At 60.6% G+C, this 14,749-nt stretch carries 14 protein-coding genes; 5 read left to right on the top strand and 9 right to left on the bottom strand.

All coding sequences use genetic code 11. The features are described from left to right. The first annotated feature begins 135 nt into the window (after positions 1–135). A complete protein-coding gene (locus ACW5XD_RS21840; RefSeq protein WP_456496705.1) occupies positions 136–675 on the top strand; it encodes a gamma carbonic anhydrase family protein in 540 nt (179 codons plus the stop codon). Positions 676–759: 84 nt separating this feature from the next. Here ACW5XD_RS21840 and polA read toward each other — a convergent pair whose 3' ends face one another. Then, on the bottom strand, positions 760–3,516 hold the full coding sequence (gene polA, locus ACW5XD_RS21845) for a DNA polymerase I (RefSeq protein ID WP_456496706.1): 2,757 nt from the start codon (positions 3,514–3,516) through the stop codon (positions 760–762). A 400-nt stretch (positions 3,517–3,916) separates the two neighbouring features. Here polA and elbB point away from each other — a divergent pair, with 400 nt between their 5' ends. Then, complete coding sequence (gene elbB / locus ACW5XD_RS21850) at positions 3,917–4,567, top strand: isoprenoid biosynthesis glyoxalase ElbB (RefSeq protein WP_456496707.1); 651 nt, start codon at positions 3,917–3,919, stop codon at positions 4,565–4,567. Between the two features lie 72 nt (positions 4,568–4,639). On the opposite strand, the gene ACW5XD_RS21855 is transcribed toward elbB, so the two are convergent. From ACW5XD_RS21855 to fieF, 4 genes are all read right to left on the bottom strand, one after another. Then, the gene (locus ACW5XD_RS21855; protein ID WP_033136398.1) at positions 4,640–4,849 is read right to left on the bottom strand and encodes a cell division protein ZapB; all 210 of its coding nucleotides are present in this window, start codon (positions 4,847–4,849) and stop codon (positions 4,640–4,642) included. A 347-nt stretch (positions 4,850–5,196) separates the two neighbouring features. Beyond that, on the bottom strand, positions 5,197–6,477 hold the full coding sequence (locus ACW5XD_RS21860) for a hypothetical protein (protein WP_456496708.1): 1,281 nt from the start codon (positions 6,475–6,477) through the stop codon (positions 5,197–5,199). Between the two features lie 21 nt (positions 6,478–6,498). Further along, entirely contained in the window at positions 6,499–7,278 is a 780-nt protein-coding gene (cysE, locus tag ACW5XD_RS21865; protein WP_456496709.1) for a serine O-acetyltransferase, read from the bottom strand. 8 nt (positions 7,279–7,286) lie between these two features. After that, positions 7,287–8,198 carry a cation efflux pump FieF gene (fieF, locus tag ACW5XD_RS21870; protein ID WP_456496710.1) on the bottom strand — a complete coding sequence of 304 codons (912 nt, stop codon included), beginning with the start codon at positions 8,196–8,198 and terminating at the stop codon, positions 7,287–7,289. A gap of 86 nt (positions 8,199–8,284) precedes the next feature. On the opposite strand from fieF, the gene ACW5XD_RS21875 reads away from it, so the two are divergent. From ACW5XD_RS21875 to trmL, 3 genes are all read left to right on the top strand, one after another. Then, the gene (locus ACW5XD_RS21875) at positions 8,285–8,980 is read left to right on the top strand and encodes a response regulator (RefSeq protein ID WP_456496711.1); all 696 of its coding nucleotides are present in this window, start codon (positions 8,285–8,287) and stop codon (positions 8,978–8,980) included. Next, positions 8,977–10,332, top strand: coding sequence for an ATP-binding protein (locus tag ACW5XD_RS21880; RefSeq protein WP_456496712.1), 1,356 nt, complete (start codon positions 8,977–8,979; stop codon positions 10,330–10,332). Before ACW5XD_RS21875 ends, ACW5XD_RS21880 begins: the two co-directional genes overlap by 4 nt. A gap of 81 nt (positions 10,333–10,413) precedes the next feature. Continuing rightward, positions 10,414–10,878: a tRNA (uridine(34)/cytosine(34)/5-carboxymethylaminomethyluridine(34)-2'-O)-methyltransferase TrmL gene (gene trmL, locus ACW5XD_RS21885; RefSeq protein ID WP_456496713.1), complete on the top strand. Its 465-nt coding sequence runs from the start codon at positions 10,414–10,416 to the stop codon at positions 10,876–10,878. A 67-nt stretch (positions 10,879–10,945) separates the two neighbouring features. On the opposite strand, the gene ACW5XD_RS21890 is transcribed toward trmL, so the two are convergent. The 4 genes from ACW5XD_RS21890 to lexA form a co-directional block, all read right to left on the bottom strand. Beyond that, complete coding sequence (locus ACW5XD_RS21890) at positions 10,946–12,313, bottom strand: MATE family efflux transporter (RefSeq protein WP_456496742.1); 1,368 nt, start codon at positions 12,311–12,313, stop codon at positions 10,946–10,948. Between the two features lie 22 nt (positions 12,314–12,335). Then, the gene (locus ACW5XD_RS21895) at positions 12,336–12,965 is read right to left on the bottom strand and encodes an SCO family protein (RefSeq protein WP_456496714.1); all 630 of its coding nucleotides are present in this window, start codon (positions 12,963–12,965) and stop codon (positions 12,336–12,338) included. 220 nt (positions 12,966–13,185) lie between these two features. Continuing rightward, entirely contained in the window at positions 13,186–13,473 is a 288-nt protein-coding gene (locus ACW5XD_RS21900) for a hypothetical protein (RefSeq protein ID WP_456496715.1), read from the bottom strand. A 471-nt stretch (positions 13,474–13,944) separates the two neighbouring features. Continuing rightward, positions 13,945–14,568: a transcriptional repressor LexA gene (lexA, locus tag ACW5XD_RS21905; protein WP_456496716.1), complete on the bottom strand. Its 624-nt coding sequence runs from the start codon at positions 14,566–14,568 to the stop codon at positions 13,945–13,947. Between the last annotated feature and the right edge of the window lie 181 nt (positions 14,569–14,749).

The raw sequence follows: 14,749 nt of genomic DNA on the forward strand, positions 1-14,749 counted from the left end.
CAAGGGTCGCAATGCAATAAAACTGCAAAAATCGGCACTTATTTAGTTATTCATAACCAACCACAGCTTTTGTACAAACTTATCCACAGAAACTGGCCCTGGATTGCTAGAATGGCCGAAAACAAGGAGGCCAAGATGGACTTGCGACTGAGACCTTACAAGGGAAAACGCCCGCAACTGGGCAAACGGGTATATATAGACCCCTGCGCCACCCTGGTGGGAGATATAGAGTTGGCCGACGATGCCAGCATCTGGCCCATGGTGGCGGCCCGGGGTGATGTGAACCACATACGCATCGGTGCTCGCAGCAATATTCAGGATGGCACAGTGCTGCACCTCACTCGCAAGAGTGCCGGCAATCCTGACGGCTATCCGCTGTTGATCGGGGAAGATGTCACCGTCGGCCACAAGGCCATGCTGCACGGCTGCACCCTAGGCAACCGGGTGCTGGTCGGCATGGGGGCCATCATTCTGGATGGGGTGGTAGTAGAAGATGACGTGATGATAGGCGCCGGCAGTCTGGTGCCGCCGGGCAAGCGACTCGAAGCCGGCTTCCTCTATATGGGCAACCCGGTCAAACAGGCCCGGGCGCTCAAGCCTGCCGAGATTGCGTTTCTCAAGACCTCGGCCGACAACTATGTCCTGCTCAAGGACGAGTACCTGCAAGAGGCCTGATACACGCGCTGTAAACAGGAAGCCCGGCGTGATGCCGGGCTTCTCTTCTTATATAGCTATCCATACGCAACAGATTGCAGAGCGTTAGTGGGCCTGATCCCAGTTGTCGCCGGTGCCCGCTTCAACCAGCAGGGGCACATGCAGCTCGGCCGCCGCCGACATCTTCTCCTTGATGATGGCGACGTACTCCTCCAGCTTTTCTTCGCGGATCTCGAACACCAGTTCATCGTGTACCTGCATCAACATGCGGATCGACTCATCCTCGATGCCGCGGATCCAGCCATCCACGTTGATCATGGCGCGCTTGATGATGTCGGCGGCCGTCCCCTGCATGGGGGCGTTGATCGCGGCCCGCTCGGCGGCCTTGCGCAGACCGGCGTTACGGGATTTGATATCCGGCAGATAGAGGCGACGACCAAACAGGGTCTCGACATAGCCCTGCGCTTCCGCCTGCTGACGAGTGCGCTCCATGTATTCCAGCACGCCCGGGTAGCGTTCGAAGTAGAGATCCATGTACTTCTGCGCCTCGGCGCGACCTATCCCCAGCTGTTTGGCCAAGCCGAAGGCGCTCATGCCATAGATGAGGCCGAAGTTGATCGCCTTGGCGCTGCGGCGCATGTCGGTAGTGACCGCATCGAGCGCCACCCCGAACACCTCGGCAGCCGTTGCCTTGTGGATGTCCTTGCCCTCGGCAAACGCGGTCAGCAACCCCTTGTCACCGGAGAGGTGTGCCATGATGCGCAGCTCGATCTGGGAGTAGTCAGCCGCCACCAGCTTGTAACCGGCGCTCGGAATAAAGGCCTGGCGGATCCGGCGACCTTGTTCGTTGCGCACCGGGATGTTCTGCAAGTTGGGGTCAGAGGAGGACAAACGGCCGGTGGCCGCCACCGCTTGATGATAGGAGGTGTGTACCCGCCCAGTCTGGGGCTTGATCATCAGCGGCAGCTTGTCGGTATAGGTGGACTTGAGCTTGGCCAGCGTGCGGTGCTCCATCAGCAGGCGCGGCAGCTCGTAGGTCTCCGCCAGCTCGGCCAGCACCTCTTCCGCGGTGGACGGCGCCCCCTTGGGAGTCTTCTTGATGATCGGCAGCCCCAGTTTGGTGAAGAGGATCTCCCCCAGCTGCTTGGGTGAGGAGAGGTTGAACTCCTGCCCGGCCAGCTCATGGGCCTGACGCTCCAGCTCGGCCAGACGCAGTTCGATCTCCTGACTCTGCTGGTGCAGCAGCTTGGGATCTATGGTGGTCCCGAGCAGCTCCATCCGCGCCAATACCGGCAGCAGCGGCAGCTCGATGTCGCTGAATACCTGGCACAGGCCGGGCACGGCCTCCAGCTGGCCCCACAGAGTCTGGTGCAGGCGCAGGGTGATATCGGCATCTTCCGCCGCATAGGGGGCGGCCTGCTCCAGCTCGATCTGGTTGAAGGTGAGCTGCTTGACCCCTTTGCCCGCGAGATCTTCAAACGAGGTGGTTTCGACCCCGAGATAGCGCTTGGCCAGCGAATCCATGTCGTGACGGCTGGCGGTGGAGTTGAGCACGTAGGACTCGAGCATGGTGTCGTAGGCGATGCCCTGCAGGTCGATGTCGTGGTTGAGCAGCACGTTGCGATCGTACTTGAGGTTCTGACCCACCTTGAGACGGGTCGGATCTTCCAGCAACGGCTTGAGCTTGCCCAGCACCACGGCTTCGGTCAACTGCACCGGCGCCCCCAGATAATCGTGACCAAAGGGCACATAGGCGGCCTTGCCCGCTTCGACGGCGAAGGAGACCCCGACGATGCGTGCCTCCATGTAGTCGAGACTGGTGGTTTCGGTGTCGAAGGCGAACAGCGGCGCTACCTGCAACTGAGCCAACCAGCTGTCGAATTCGGCCTCGTCCAGAATGCAACGGTAGTCGGTTTCGATGGCGGCAACGGGGGCAGCTGTGTCATCGCCCCCCTCTTCCGGGCCGGCACCCTCTTCGCCACCGGACTCCAGCTCCTTGATCAAGTTGCGCAGCTCGTATTCGCGATAGACCGCCAGCAGGGACTCCTTGTCGACCGGTTTGAGCAACAGTTGTTCCAGATCCTGCTCCAGCGCCACGTCGGTCTTGATGGTTGCCAGTCGATAGGAGAGACGAACCTGTTCTTCCTGCTCGCGGAACTTGTCGGCAAACGCCTTGGAACCCCGAAAGCCGAGGGCCGCCACTTTGTCCAGATTGGCAGCAATCTCGTCTATGCTGCCGATCCCCTGCAACAGGGCCAGCGCTGTCTTCTCGCCAACGCCTGTCATGCCGGGGATGTTGTCGACCTTGTCACCCATCAGAGCCAGATAGTCGATGATGAGTTCGGGCGGCACGCCAAACTTCTCGATCACCCCTTCCCGATCGGTCTTCACATCTTTCATGGTGTCGATCAGGGTGACGTGGTCTGAGACCAGCTGCGCCATGTCCTTGTCACCCGTACTGATCAGCACAGGCAACTGTTTCTCAGTCGCCTGGCGGGCGAGTGTACCGATCACATCATCGGCCTCGACCCCTTCGACCATCAAGAAGGGGAAGCCCATCGCCTTGATCATCTGGTGAATAGGGGCGACCTGGCTACGCAGATCGTCCGGCATGCTGGCACGGGTCGCCTTGTACTCGGGATAGATGTCGTCGCGGAAGGTCTTGCCTTTAGCGTCAAACACCACGGCCACATGGCAGTCAGGGTATTGTTTGCGCAGGCTGCGCATCATGTTGGCCATGACACGGACGGCGCCGCTCGGCAAACCGGTCGATGTGCGCATATCGGCCTGCTGGGAGGCGAAGAAGGCGCGGTAAAGATAAGAGGAGCCGTCGACCAGAATAAGGGGGTTGCTAGGGGCCATGAAATCGTCCTGCCAGAGATAAACAGCCGCTAGGATGCCACAGGGCCCCCCTCACACCAAGGGTTGCAGCAGCAACCTAAGCGGGCAACCAAGGGGACTCAAGCTGTGGATAAGTCTGTGTTCAAAAATGGGGCGCAGTATGAGACACAGTGATAAAACTGTGCACAAAAAATATAAAAACCATATAAAACAGCATATTGAGATCGTAAAAACCGATCGCAAGACTGTTGGGATGATCTCGATCAATGTGGAAAAAGATTTAAGGGAGTAGATACGGCAGGATCCAAAACGAAACAATCCTAGCACAGCGAGATGACTTGACCAGCGGATGGCGAGCGATAACCATACAAAAGTACAACAATCTATCCTGGCTCACATTTTCAACAACGAGGAGTTTGCCATGAAAAAAGTGGCCGTAATTTTGAGTGGCTGTGGCGTCTTTGACGGAGCAGAAATCCATGAAGCCGTCATCAGCCTGCTGGCACTGGCCCGCCATGGCGCCACCACCCAATGCTTCGCCCCGAACGTGGCACAGTTGCATGTAGTCAACCACCTGACGGGTGAAGTCATCGAGGGCGAGAGCCGCAACGTGCTGGTCGAGGCGGCTCGCATCTGCCGTGGCCAGATAAAGGACGTGACCGAGCTGGATGCGGCTGATTACGACGCCCTGCTGGTTCCCGGCGGCTTTGGCGCGGCCAAGAACCTGTGCGACTTCGCCACCAAGGGCGCCGGGTGCCAGATCCAGCCGGATGTGCTGAAGGCGTGTCGGAGCTTTGCCAATGCCCGCAAGCCAGCGGCCTACATCTGCATCGCACCGGCCATGATCCCGCTGATCTACGGTGCCGGCACCCTGGCCACCATAGGCCATGACGAGGATACTGCAAACGCCATCGAGGCAATGGGCGGCAGCCATCTCAACTGCCCGGTCAACGAGTTCGTGGTGGATCAGGAGCGCAAGGTGATTTCCACCCCCGCCTACATGCTGGCCAACAACATAGTCGAAGCGGCGGACGGCATCGAGAAGACGGTCAAACAGCTGTTGACCCTCTGATCACCGACCCGCCACAAACAAACGGGCCGCTCATGGAGCGGCTCGTTTTCAATGTTGCCAACCGGCTGTGGATTAGATGGTTTCGCCCATCTGATCCATCTTGCCCAGCAGGGCGCGCAGACGTTCCTGCCAGGCAACGTGCTCGTTGCGCAGCTGATGGTTTTCGTCTTGCAGCTTGCTGTTTTGCTCTTTCAGCTCGTCCAGCTCCATCTTCAGCAGGGAGATGTTGTCAACGGCGGATTGTACTTTGGATTCGAGTTGCTCAAGGACTTCTAGTGACATATGCATACCTGTATGTTCAATTGCGATGCCCCACAGAGGGCGATTCAAGCGCGTGAAGCCAGCATACCCTGAGGGCATCGGCACAAACAAGCCAGTGCGCTGTAAAATGCGCCTTCCATAGATGTATTGCCTAAATATGCGTCTGTTTTTCTCGCATCCTGCGCCCGGAGCGCGACAAGACCCTGACAACCGACAGACAACCTTAGCCGAGGCAGTGACCACGGGCATATCGTCGAACCCGGTTTCCAGATTATCCCGTCAGCCGTGCGGCGTGATTCCGCTGCCGGCAACAGGCCACCAATCTCGAGTCCGTACCGCGCGTCGCGCTCGACCTCCAGATTACCCCGTCAGCCGTGCAGCGTGATATAAGCCCCCAGCAACAAACAGGCGAAGACGTACATCAGCAGGCCATAGAGCAGGTTCCAGCGCAGGATCAAGCCAGCACTCAGGTTGTAGCGGGACGCCAGCGCCAGGTTGGATCCCGAGAGCGGACTGGTGCCGGTCGCCAGCCCCCACCCCAGCAGGAAGCACATGCCGAGCAGGCTGGGATCCGGCGTCAGCGGCCAGAGCAGCGGCGCCAGCCCGGAGATGCTGATGAGCGGATGCACGCCGACGATGGCCACCAGTAAAATCAGCAGCAGGGTGAGCGAGGACTCCAGCCAGCCAAAGTGGTTGAACAGCGGCAGCCCGTGGCCTGCACCGAGATCGATGACCGACAACGCACTGTTGATACCGGCGGCCAGCAGGCCGGCCCCCAGAAAAAGCACCAGCTGACCACCAATGGCGGGGAAGCGCTCCACCACCTGCCGCTTGAGAGCGGCGCCTCGCCCGGCTCTGGGCATGAACAGCAGCGCCAGCAGCGGTGCCACCAGGGCGATCACCGCCAGAATGCCAAGCTGCGGCCAGATCTGCTTGATCAGCAATACCAGCAGCGCCAGGGTTATCGGCAGCCCCAGGGTCTGCAGTCGCAGCGGATAACCGGCAAAGTCCTCTACCCCGAGTCGCTCCACCTGCCAGGCGGTCAGCCCCATCGCCAACAGCGCGGCGATCACGCCAAACGGTAAAATGCTCGACAGCTGCAGGCCAGGGGCATAGGTGAGTGCCACCGCCATGGCGACGAAGAAGGGGGACCAGAAGGCCGCCGCACAGAAGATCCGGCTCAGCACCATCACCTGACGCCGCTCCAGGGTGCCCCCCCGCTCCAACCGATCGCCGATGATGAACAGTACAGAGAGGTTGATGACGGCACCCAGCAGGTTGAGGCTGGCCATGGTGCTCCACAGCCCCTTGCGACCGGACCAGGAGGCAGTGCCGGTCAGCAAACCCGACGTCGCCAGGTTGAGGGTGCTCACGGCGGCAAACATGGTGAGCATGTTGATGTTGGGCAGCAGCCAGTCCGCCGGGTTGAGGCTGGCTCCCCGCCACCAGGAGAAAATCAGCAGCGCAAGCGCCGCCCCATACAGAGCAAGAGCCTGCCGTTTGGCCGCCCCTACCAGCCAGGGCCAGGTGAGCAGGGAGGCGGCCCAGGCGGCGATGGCCGCAGGCCAGGGGGAGAATCCCAGATAGAGGTGCAGCAGGTTGAGCAGCCACATTCCCAGGATCAGGTAACCTGACCAGCGCTTGGCCATCGAATCGTCTCGGTCAGGGGATCAGAGGCACTGATCCATATCCAGCGAAGGCTTGTCGCACTCCGGGCGGCCCACTATCTTGGCCGGTACGCCCGCCACTGTGGTGTGCGGCGGCACCGGGTTGATCACCACGCTGCCGGCACCTATCTTGGCACCCACGCCCACTTCGATATTGCCGAGCACCTTGGCGCCCGCCCCTATCATCACCCCTTCGCGGATCTTGGGGTGGCGATCGCCACTCTCCTTGCCGGTCCCCCCCAGAGTCACGCTCTGCAGGATGGAGACATCATCCTCGATCACCGCCGTCTCACCGACCACTATGCCGGTGGCATGGTCAAACATGATGCCCTTGCCGATCCGCGCCGCCGGGTGCACGTCGACCCCGAACACCACCGAGATCTGGTTTTGCAGGTAGAGCGCCAGCGAGCGGCGGCCCTGACGCCACAGCCAGTTGGCGACCCGATAACCTTGCAGGGCATGAAAGCCCTTGAGGTAGAGCAGCGGGGTGGAGAAGAGATCGACCGCAGGGTCACGCTCCTGCACGGCGCAGATATCGGCCGCCACTGCCGCCAGCAGCTCGGGCTCGCTGCGCAGAGCCAGCTCGATCACCTCGCGCAGGGCGATGGCAGGCATGGTGGCGCTGTCGAGTTTGTTGGCCAGCTGGAAGCTGAGGGCCGAGCGCAGGTTCTTGTGATTGAGAATGGTGGAATGAAAGAAGCTGGCCAGCATGGGCTCTTCGGTCACCATGCATGCCGCTTCTTGCTCAATTTTTTGCCAGGTGTTGGCAACCAGATCATCCATGTTGCAGCCTACTGTTGTTCTGATGGAGTGCCTTGCTGTTCTTTGTGCACCACAGAGATGGGGTCCATATGAATGATGACATCCATGCGCTCAAATTCCTGACGCACCGCCAGTTCGGCCTCATCGGCGATCTGATGGGCCTTGATCAGAGGGAGCTGATCATCCAGCTCCAGATGCAACTGCACGAAGCGGGTCGGGCCGGATTGACGGGTACGCAAATCATGCACCCCGTGGACACCTTCCACCTCACAGCAGAGAGTCATTATTCTCGCTTGTTCTTCGGCTGGCAACTGACGATCGAGCAGCGCTTGTACCGATTCATAACCGATGTGGATGGCGCCCCACAGCAGGAACAGCCCGATCAGGATGGCAAACAGGCCATCGGCCCAGAACCAGCCCTGCCCCGCCAGTATCAGCGCCAGCAAGACGCCACCGTTGAGCAGCAGGTCGGAACGGTAGTGCAACATGTCGGCCTTGATGGCCACGCTGTTGGTCTTGCGGATAACAAAGCTCTGGAAGCTGACCAGCAACAGGGTCAGCACTATGGAGCCGCCGCTGACCCAGAGACCCGCCTCAAGCCGCACCAGCGGCGCCTGATTGAGCAGAGAGGAGATACCATTCATCACCAGCAACAGGGCCGAACCGGAAATAAAAGCCGACTGAATAAGGCCCGCCAGCGACTCCGCCTTGCCGTGCCCGAAGCGATGCTCGTCGTCGGCCGGTGCCAGTGCATAACGAATAGCCAACAAGTTGATGATGGAGGCACTCACGTCCATGAAGGAGTCGGTGAGAGAGGCCAGCAGGCTCGAGGAGTCGGTCATCAGCCAGGCAACCAGTTTGCCGGTGATCAGCAGGGTAGCCGTGGTAACGGCGGCGGTGCTGGCCAGCGTTACCCAGCGGGAATATTGTTGATGGCTCAAAACCGGCTTTCCTCTTGCGGTTAAAAATCTATTATACCCTGACCTCTGCGCCGGCTTGGCGCGAAAAATCAGCGGAATGACTTCAGATGCACAAAATACTCCTGGTCGACGACGATCTCGAGCTGACCCAGCTGCTCACCGAAATTCTGACCCTGGAAGGCTTCCAGGTCACCGTCGCCGAGGATGGCGAAGAGGGGTTGCAGCGACTGGCCGAGCAGGACTTCAACCTGGTGCTGCTGGACGTGATGATGCCCAGGCTCAACGGCTTCGCCATGCTGGCCCGGCTGCGCAAGACCCACGATACCCCGGTGCTGATGCTGACCGCCCGTGGCGACAGCCAGGACAGGGTCAACGGACTGGAGGCCGGGGCCGACGACTACCTCGCCAAGCCGTTTGACGACAGGGAGCTGCTGGCCCGGGTGCGCGCCATACTGCGCAGGACCCAGAGTGCCCAGCGCCAGCGTGGCGGCAGCTCCGAAGAGCTGCACTTCATGGATTTGGTGCTGCAACCCGGCCTGCAACAGGCCAGCAGCGGCGATCAATTGCTGGAACTCACCGCCACCGAATTCGGGCTGCTGGAATGCCTGCTGCGCAACCCCGGCCAAATCATCAGCAAAAGTCATCTCTCCGAGCAGGTACTCGGCAAGAAGCTGGAGCCCTTCGATCGCGCCATCGACATGCACCTGAGCAACCTGCGCAAGAAGTTGCCGGAGCGCACCGATGGCCAGCCCCGCTTCAAGACGGTGCGTGGACGCGGCTATCTGTGGCTGGAGCAGGCATGAGCACGGCTCGCACTTTCAATGGCCTCTCCACCCAGATTTTTCTCTGGTTCTGGTTCATGTTGTTGCTGGTGCTGGCGGCCGTGGTGATACTGCCGACTCTGGATCCCCGCAACATCATCCCCTTGCCGGAGCACGAGATGACCCGGATGAACAACAACCTCAAGGCGTTGCAGAAGGGAGCGGATCCCGACCAGGATTTCGATCTGGTTCAGGCCATAAACGCGGCGGGCCTGTTGCCGGTGGACAACATCTATCTACGCGATGCGACAGGCCAGATGCAATCCACCACTCGCCTGAGCAAGTTCGTGATCCGCTTCATGCTCGATTCGGACAACCCGGCCAAGCCCATGCTGGGTAGCGAACACAAGCGGGCCATCGCCGGCCCCTTCCAGATGGAGCATCGCGGCCAGATCTATCACGTCTACTTCGGCCTCAATGTCGAAAACTCCTATCTGTTCCTGTTCATCCAGATCCTGGATCACCCGATCCAGATCCTGGGCATCGCCATGCTGGTCAGCACCCCGCTCTGTCTGCTGCTGGCCTGGCGGCTGACCCGCCCCATACTGCAGCTGCAACAGTCGGTCTCCCAGCTGGCGGAGGGCAACCTGGAGATGCAGATCCCCAACCTGGGCAGGCGTGACGAGATCGGCCAGCTGGCGGATCACGTCAGCCACATGGTCGATACCCTCAAGAACATGATCCAGAAGCAAAAACAACTGCTCTCCGATATCTCCCACGAGCTGCGCAGCCCGCTCACCCGCATCCAGCTGGCGCAGGCGCTAATCCGTCGCAAGCAGGGGGACAGCAGCGAGCTGGCACGGATCGAGTCTGAGATAGGCCGGCTCGACAAACTGATCGGCGATCTGCTCGACCTGTCGCGGGTGCAGCAACACGTGGAGGCGCCGGTGGTGATGCCGCTGGCCGAGCTGCTGGAACCCATGCTGGACGACGCCATGTTCGAGGCCAACCAGAGCGGCAAGCAGTTGCGTCTGCCGCCCCTGCCGACCGAATCGATCCGGATGTGGCCCGAACTGCTGGCTCGGGCGCTGGAAAACCCGCTGCGCAATGCGCTCAAGTACGCGCGCGAGTTCATCAAGGTGGACTGGTATCTGGAGGGGCGGGAGTGGGTGATGACCATACGCGACGACGGCCCTGGTGTGCCTGTAGAGCAGCAAGCCCAGCTGTTTCTGCCCTTCTTTCGGGTGGATGATGCCCGCAACGCCAAGACTGGAGGCACCGGGCTCGGACTGGCCATCGCCTCGGAAGCAATCCAGCGCCACGGTGGCACCATACGCGCCAGCAGCAACCAGCCGGCCGGGCTGACCATCACCATCCGCCTGCCCATCGGCTGAGTCGCCTCTTTTCATCCACCCGGGCGCTGGGTATGCTGGCGCCCCTTTCGCCCCAATCTCGGCCTTCATCAGGATCCCGCCATGCTCGACATAGTACTCTACCAACCGGAAATCCCGCCCAACACGGGCAACATCATCCGTCTCTGCGCCAACACCGGCTACCGGCTGCACCTGATAGAACCGCTGGGTTTTGAGTGGGATGACAAGCGGGTGAAACGGGCCGGGCTCGATTATCACGAGTTTGCCGAGGTGAAGCGCTGGCCTGGCTATGACGCTTTTCTGGCCGAGGTGGCGCCCACGCGAGTATTTGCCTGCACCACCAAGGGAAGCACCGCCCACTCGGCCGTACAGTTTGCTCCCGGCGATGCCCTGCTGTTCGGCCCGGAGAGCCGCGGATTGCCGGCCGAAATCATCGAGAGCCTGCCATTCGAGCAGCGGTTGCGCATCCCCATGCTGCCCCAGAGCCGCAGCATGAACCTGGCCAATGCAGTAGCGGTATTCGTGTATGAGAGCTGGCGCCAACTAGGCTATCAAGGCTCGCTTTAAACCCTCAAGCACATGTGATGAGGGATCCCATCCGGCCCGCCCTCACGATCGGATCATACCAGCCGGACTATGACTCCAACCCTTGGGGTGAGTGCAGCAGGCGACCATCCCGTTCCAGTTGCCAACACAGCCACCCCAGCGTCAGACCCCGCCCCGCCATCAGTGCTCCCATGGCGGCCCACAAAGCGGCCACACCCCAACCCTGACAAAGCCACCAGATGGGGAAGAAGCCACACAGTACCGCCACCAGCATACTGTTGCGCATCTCGCGGGCCCGGGTCGCGCCGATGAAAACCCCATCCAGCAGGAAGCACCAGACCGCCAGCAACGGCATGACGATCAGCCAGGGCAGCTGGCGATTCGCCTCGGCGATCACCGCCGGAATGTCGGTGATATGGGCGATGAGCCGACTGCCGCCCGCCGCAAACAGCAGGCAGAACCCGATCGCGATGAGCAGCGCCCACCCCAGGTTCAACACTATGGCCTCGCGTAGCCCCTGCCGATCCCGCCGACCTATGGCACGGCCCACCATGGCCTCCACCGCATAGGCAAAGCCATCCAGCCCGTAGGAGATGAGCATCAGGAAGTTGAGCAACACCGCATTGGCGGCCACTGCCACGTCTCCCAGTCGCGCCCCTTGCAACGTCATGAAGGCGAAACAGAGTTGCAGGCAAAGGGAGCGGATGAAGATGTCCCGGTTCAGACTGAGCAATCTCAGCAAGGCCGGCCACTGACGCCAGCGCTGCCAGGCCCCCTGCCATACCTCGGGTGAAAGCCGGCGCAGATAGCGGTTCACCAGCCAGAGCCCAACGCCCAGGGCACTGTAATCTGCCAGTAGCGAAGCGGCGGCGACCCCCTTCACCTGCCAGCCCAGCCCCAGCACGAACCAGGTATCCAGCACCATATTGACCAGGTTGGTGAAGATCAGCAGCAGCATGGGACTGCGGGCATCCTGCATGCCCAGCAGCCAACCCATGATCACCAGATTGCAGAGCGCCGCCGGGGCGCTCCAGATCCGTACCGATACATATTCGCCAGCATAACCCTGCACCTCGGCGGAGCCGCCACTGAGAGCAATGAGCGAGGGCAGAAAGGGCAGCAACAGCAGCAACAGGGCCAGCCCCAGCCCCACGGCAAGGCCAAGCGCACGCGCCAGGGTGTCGAGCTGGCCGTGCGGGCTGCCGGCTCCATGAGCCTGGGCAGTCAATCCGGTGGTGGACATGCGCAGGAAACCCAGCAGCCAGAAGATAAGATTGATGAGGGTCGCCCCAACCGAGACGCCACCGAGAAACCAGGCCTGGCCGAGATGACCGATCACCCAGGTGTCCACCAGCCCCAGCAGGGGGGTGGTGATATTGGAGAACACCATGGGCAGAGCGAGTGCAAACACGGCGCTATGGCGCCGGCCGTCTTTCAACCAGGGCGGGATCACCATGGCAACAGACACGTGACCCGCATCACGCGCCGCCTTCCAGCTGCACAATTTTGGCGAAATCGGACACCAGGGTCGCCATGACTACGCGTGGTACCTGTCCCTGGCTCACCTGGGGGCGGAATACAGCCTCCAGCTTGCCGTCCGGGTTGATCAGCACGATGGAAGCTGAGTGATCGATCAGATACTCCTTTTTACCCTGATCGGCGATGGAGTAGATAAGACCAAGATTGCGCACAAACGGGAACAGCTTGTCATGGGGGCCGGTTGCCGCCTTGAACTCGGGATTGAAAAAGGCGGTATAAGTCTTGAGGCGGGCTGCGTCATCCCGCTGTGGATCCGCCGAAATGAATACGACTTGGCTGCTGGGCGCGATCGTCTTCAGCGCCGGATAGACAGAGCGCAGATCTGCCAGCGTGGTCGGGCAGATATCCGGGCAGAAGGTATAGCCAACAAACAAGAAGGTCCAGTGTCCCACCAGACTGGCAGGCACAAAGGGCTGACCATCCTCGTCGGTGAAGGCAAACGGATTGATGTCCCGCCCCGCCGGGTAGTAGTCAGCACGCTCGGGTAGAGAAGGCTGGTTCCAGTAGAATGCGGCCATCATGCCCCCGACCAGCAACAGGAACAGCAGGGGATAACGTGGTTTAACCATAAAAACAGACCCTTTCACTTCGACATGCCCGCAGATCGGGCCCGAATAGACGAGCCATTGTAACCTAGACACTCCCGGACCTGACTATCCCATGTGCCAGACGCCGGTTCGGCATCCGACATCGGTCAGAAGATGACGCAGTGGGCAGATCACCAGCAGACGACGCCACAAAACAGCAGCCCCACCGTCAGGGTGGGGCTGTCAGCAGCACGCGATGATATCAGGGTTGCAGCCTGCGTCGCTCATGGGAACGGCGAGCCAGTGTGTGTAGCGGTATGACGGGGGCCGTCCAGCAAGTCTCCGCCGGCCCCCTGTCATGATGACTGTGAAACAGACGGACCAGGCGAACTATCTTGTCCTTGGGACAACCCAGCCAGATGGTCCAGCAGGCGCCCTTGTGATGCACCCAGAGCGCGTAAAAACGGGTCATCCGGTTACCCTTGATGAAACGTGTGATGGAAGAAACGGGCGATGCCAGACCCGGATCCCATGGCGAGCTTGAAGCCATACCTGTCCTCCTTGACCAAGAGGTCACGCCGACCTGCATCGTCCACCACCGCCAGGGCGATCAAACCGATGACTGCCGCGAGTCGACTGCGCGAGTGTGCCTTACATTACCCGGCCGGTTGTTGCCGTCGGCGCCATGCTGACCACTCTCCCTTCTTATCCCGCGATATCGCCCCTCTCGGTGGTGAGTCGGCCAAACGCCATTGCTGGCCAGCGCACGTGAGGCTGTTGTCATGGATCCCAGCTGCCCTTGGGTGCCTTTCCCACCTGCGAAGGGGGAAAGCGCCTTGTCGAGCATCCGCGGGCAGTACAGCAAGTCCACTGCCTTACCAAATGATATATCTGAAATGAGTCACCTGCGGCCGTTCATCGCAGACAAAATGGCGGGTATCAGGATCTGATTGAAATCATGGGAAAAGGAATGCAGAAACGACACGGCCTCCCGCAGGAGGCCGTGTCGTGGTGAAGATGATTACATCCAGTCGGCGTTGCGGATCACGCCGACGGCCAGGCCCTCTATGGTGAGCTGCTGGCTGGAGAGATCCACCGCTATGGGCTCCAGATCTTCGTTTTCCGGCAGCAGCCACACCTGGCTGCCCTTGCGCTGGAAGCGCTTGACGGTGACATCCTCATCGAGGCGCGCTACCACCACCTGACCGTTGCGCACCTCCTGAGTCTTGTGTACCGCCAGCAGATCGCCATCCAGGATGCCGATGTTCTTCATGCTCATGCCCTGCACCCGCAGCAAAAAATCCGCCCGGGGGTGGAACAGAGCGGGATCTACCTGGTAGTGGCTCTCGATATGCTCCTGCGCCAGGATAGGTTCACCGGCCGCGACTTTGCCGATCAGGGGCAGACCGCTCTCTTCCAGCACCTCTTCCTCTTCGATCAACAGACGGATGCCGCGGGAGGTCCCTGGCATGATCTCGATGACCCCTTTCTTGGCCAGGGCCTTCAAATGTTCCTCGGCCGCATTGGCCGACTTGAAACCAAGCTTCTGGGCAATCTCGGCACGAGTCGGCGGCATACCGGTCTCGCTCATGTTCACCTTGATCAGCTCCAGCACTTCGGCCTGGCGGGGGGTAAGAGGTTTCATAGTATTGGCACCTGTCTTTTTATACAGCACACTGGCAGTATATACAGTGCTGTGGTCAAGGCAAGGCGCAGCTGACATTTGTCATTGCCCGGCGCTCATTTGCCGTTGTTTTGATCCGGCGCACTCGACTCATCGTACCTCTCGGCGACAAGCCGCCGGTGATTTGCTATGCTCACGCCGC

Source organism: Aeromonas enterica, assembly GCF_054052465.1.

Coding starts and splice junctions, on each gene's coding strand:
- ACW5XD_RS21840 (WP_456496705.1), top strand. CDS start 136: ATGGACTTGCGACTGAGACCTTACAAGGGAAAACGCCCGCAACTGGGC.
- polA (WP_456496706.1), bottom strand. CDS start 3,516: ATGGCCCCTAGCAACCCCCTTATTCTGGTCGACGGCTCCTCTTATCTT.
- elbB (WP_456496707.1), top strand. CDS start 3,917: ATGAAAAAAGTGGCCGTAATTTTGAGTGGCTGTGGCGTCTTTGACGGA.
- ACW5XD_RS21855 (WP_033136398.1), bottom strand. CDS start 4,849: ATGTCACTAGAAGTCCTTGAGCAACTCGAATCCAAAGTACAATCCGCC.
- ACW5XD_RS21860 (WP_456496708.1), bottom strand. CDS start 6,477: ATGGCCAAGCGCTGGTCAGGTTACCTGATCCTGGGAATGTGGCTGCTC.
- cysE (WP_456496709.1), bottom strand. CDS start 7,278: ATGGATGATCTGGTTGCCAACACCTGGCAAAAAATTGAGCAAGAAGCG.
- ACW5XD_RS21875 (WP_456496711.1), top strand. CDS start 8,285: ATGCACAAAATACTCCTGGTCGACGACGATCTCGAGCTGACCCAGCTG.
- ACW5XD_RS21880 (WP_456496712.1), top strand. CDS start 8,977: ATGAGCACGGCTCGCACTTTCAATGGCCTCTCCACCCAGATTTTTCTC.
- trmL (WP_456496713.1), top strand. CDS start 10,414: ATGCTCGACATAGTACTCTACCAACCGGAAATCCCGCCCAACACGGGC.
- ACW5XD_RS21890 (WP_456496742.1), bottom strand. CDS start 12,313: ATGGTGATCCCGCCCTGGTTGAAAGACGGCCGGCGCCATAGCGCCGTG.
- ACW5XD_RS21895 (WP_456496714.1), bottom strand. CDS start 12,965: ATGGTTAAACCACGTTATCCCCTGCTGTTCCTGTTGCTGGTCGGGGGC.
- ACW5XD_RS21900 (WP_456496715.1), bottom strand. CDS start 13,473: ATGGCTTCAAGCTCGCCATGGGATCCGGGTCTGGCATCGCCCGTTTCT.
- lexA (WP_456496716.1), bottom strand. CDS start 14,568: ATGAAACCTCTTACCCCCCGCCAGGCCGAAGTGCTGGAGCTGATCAAG.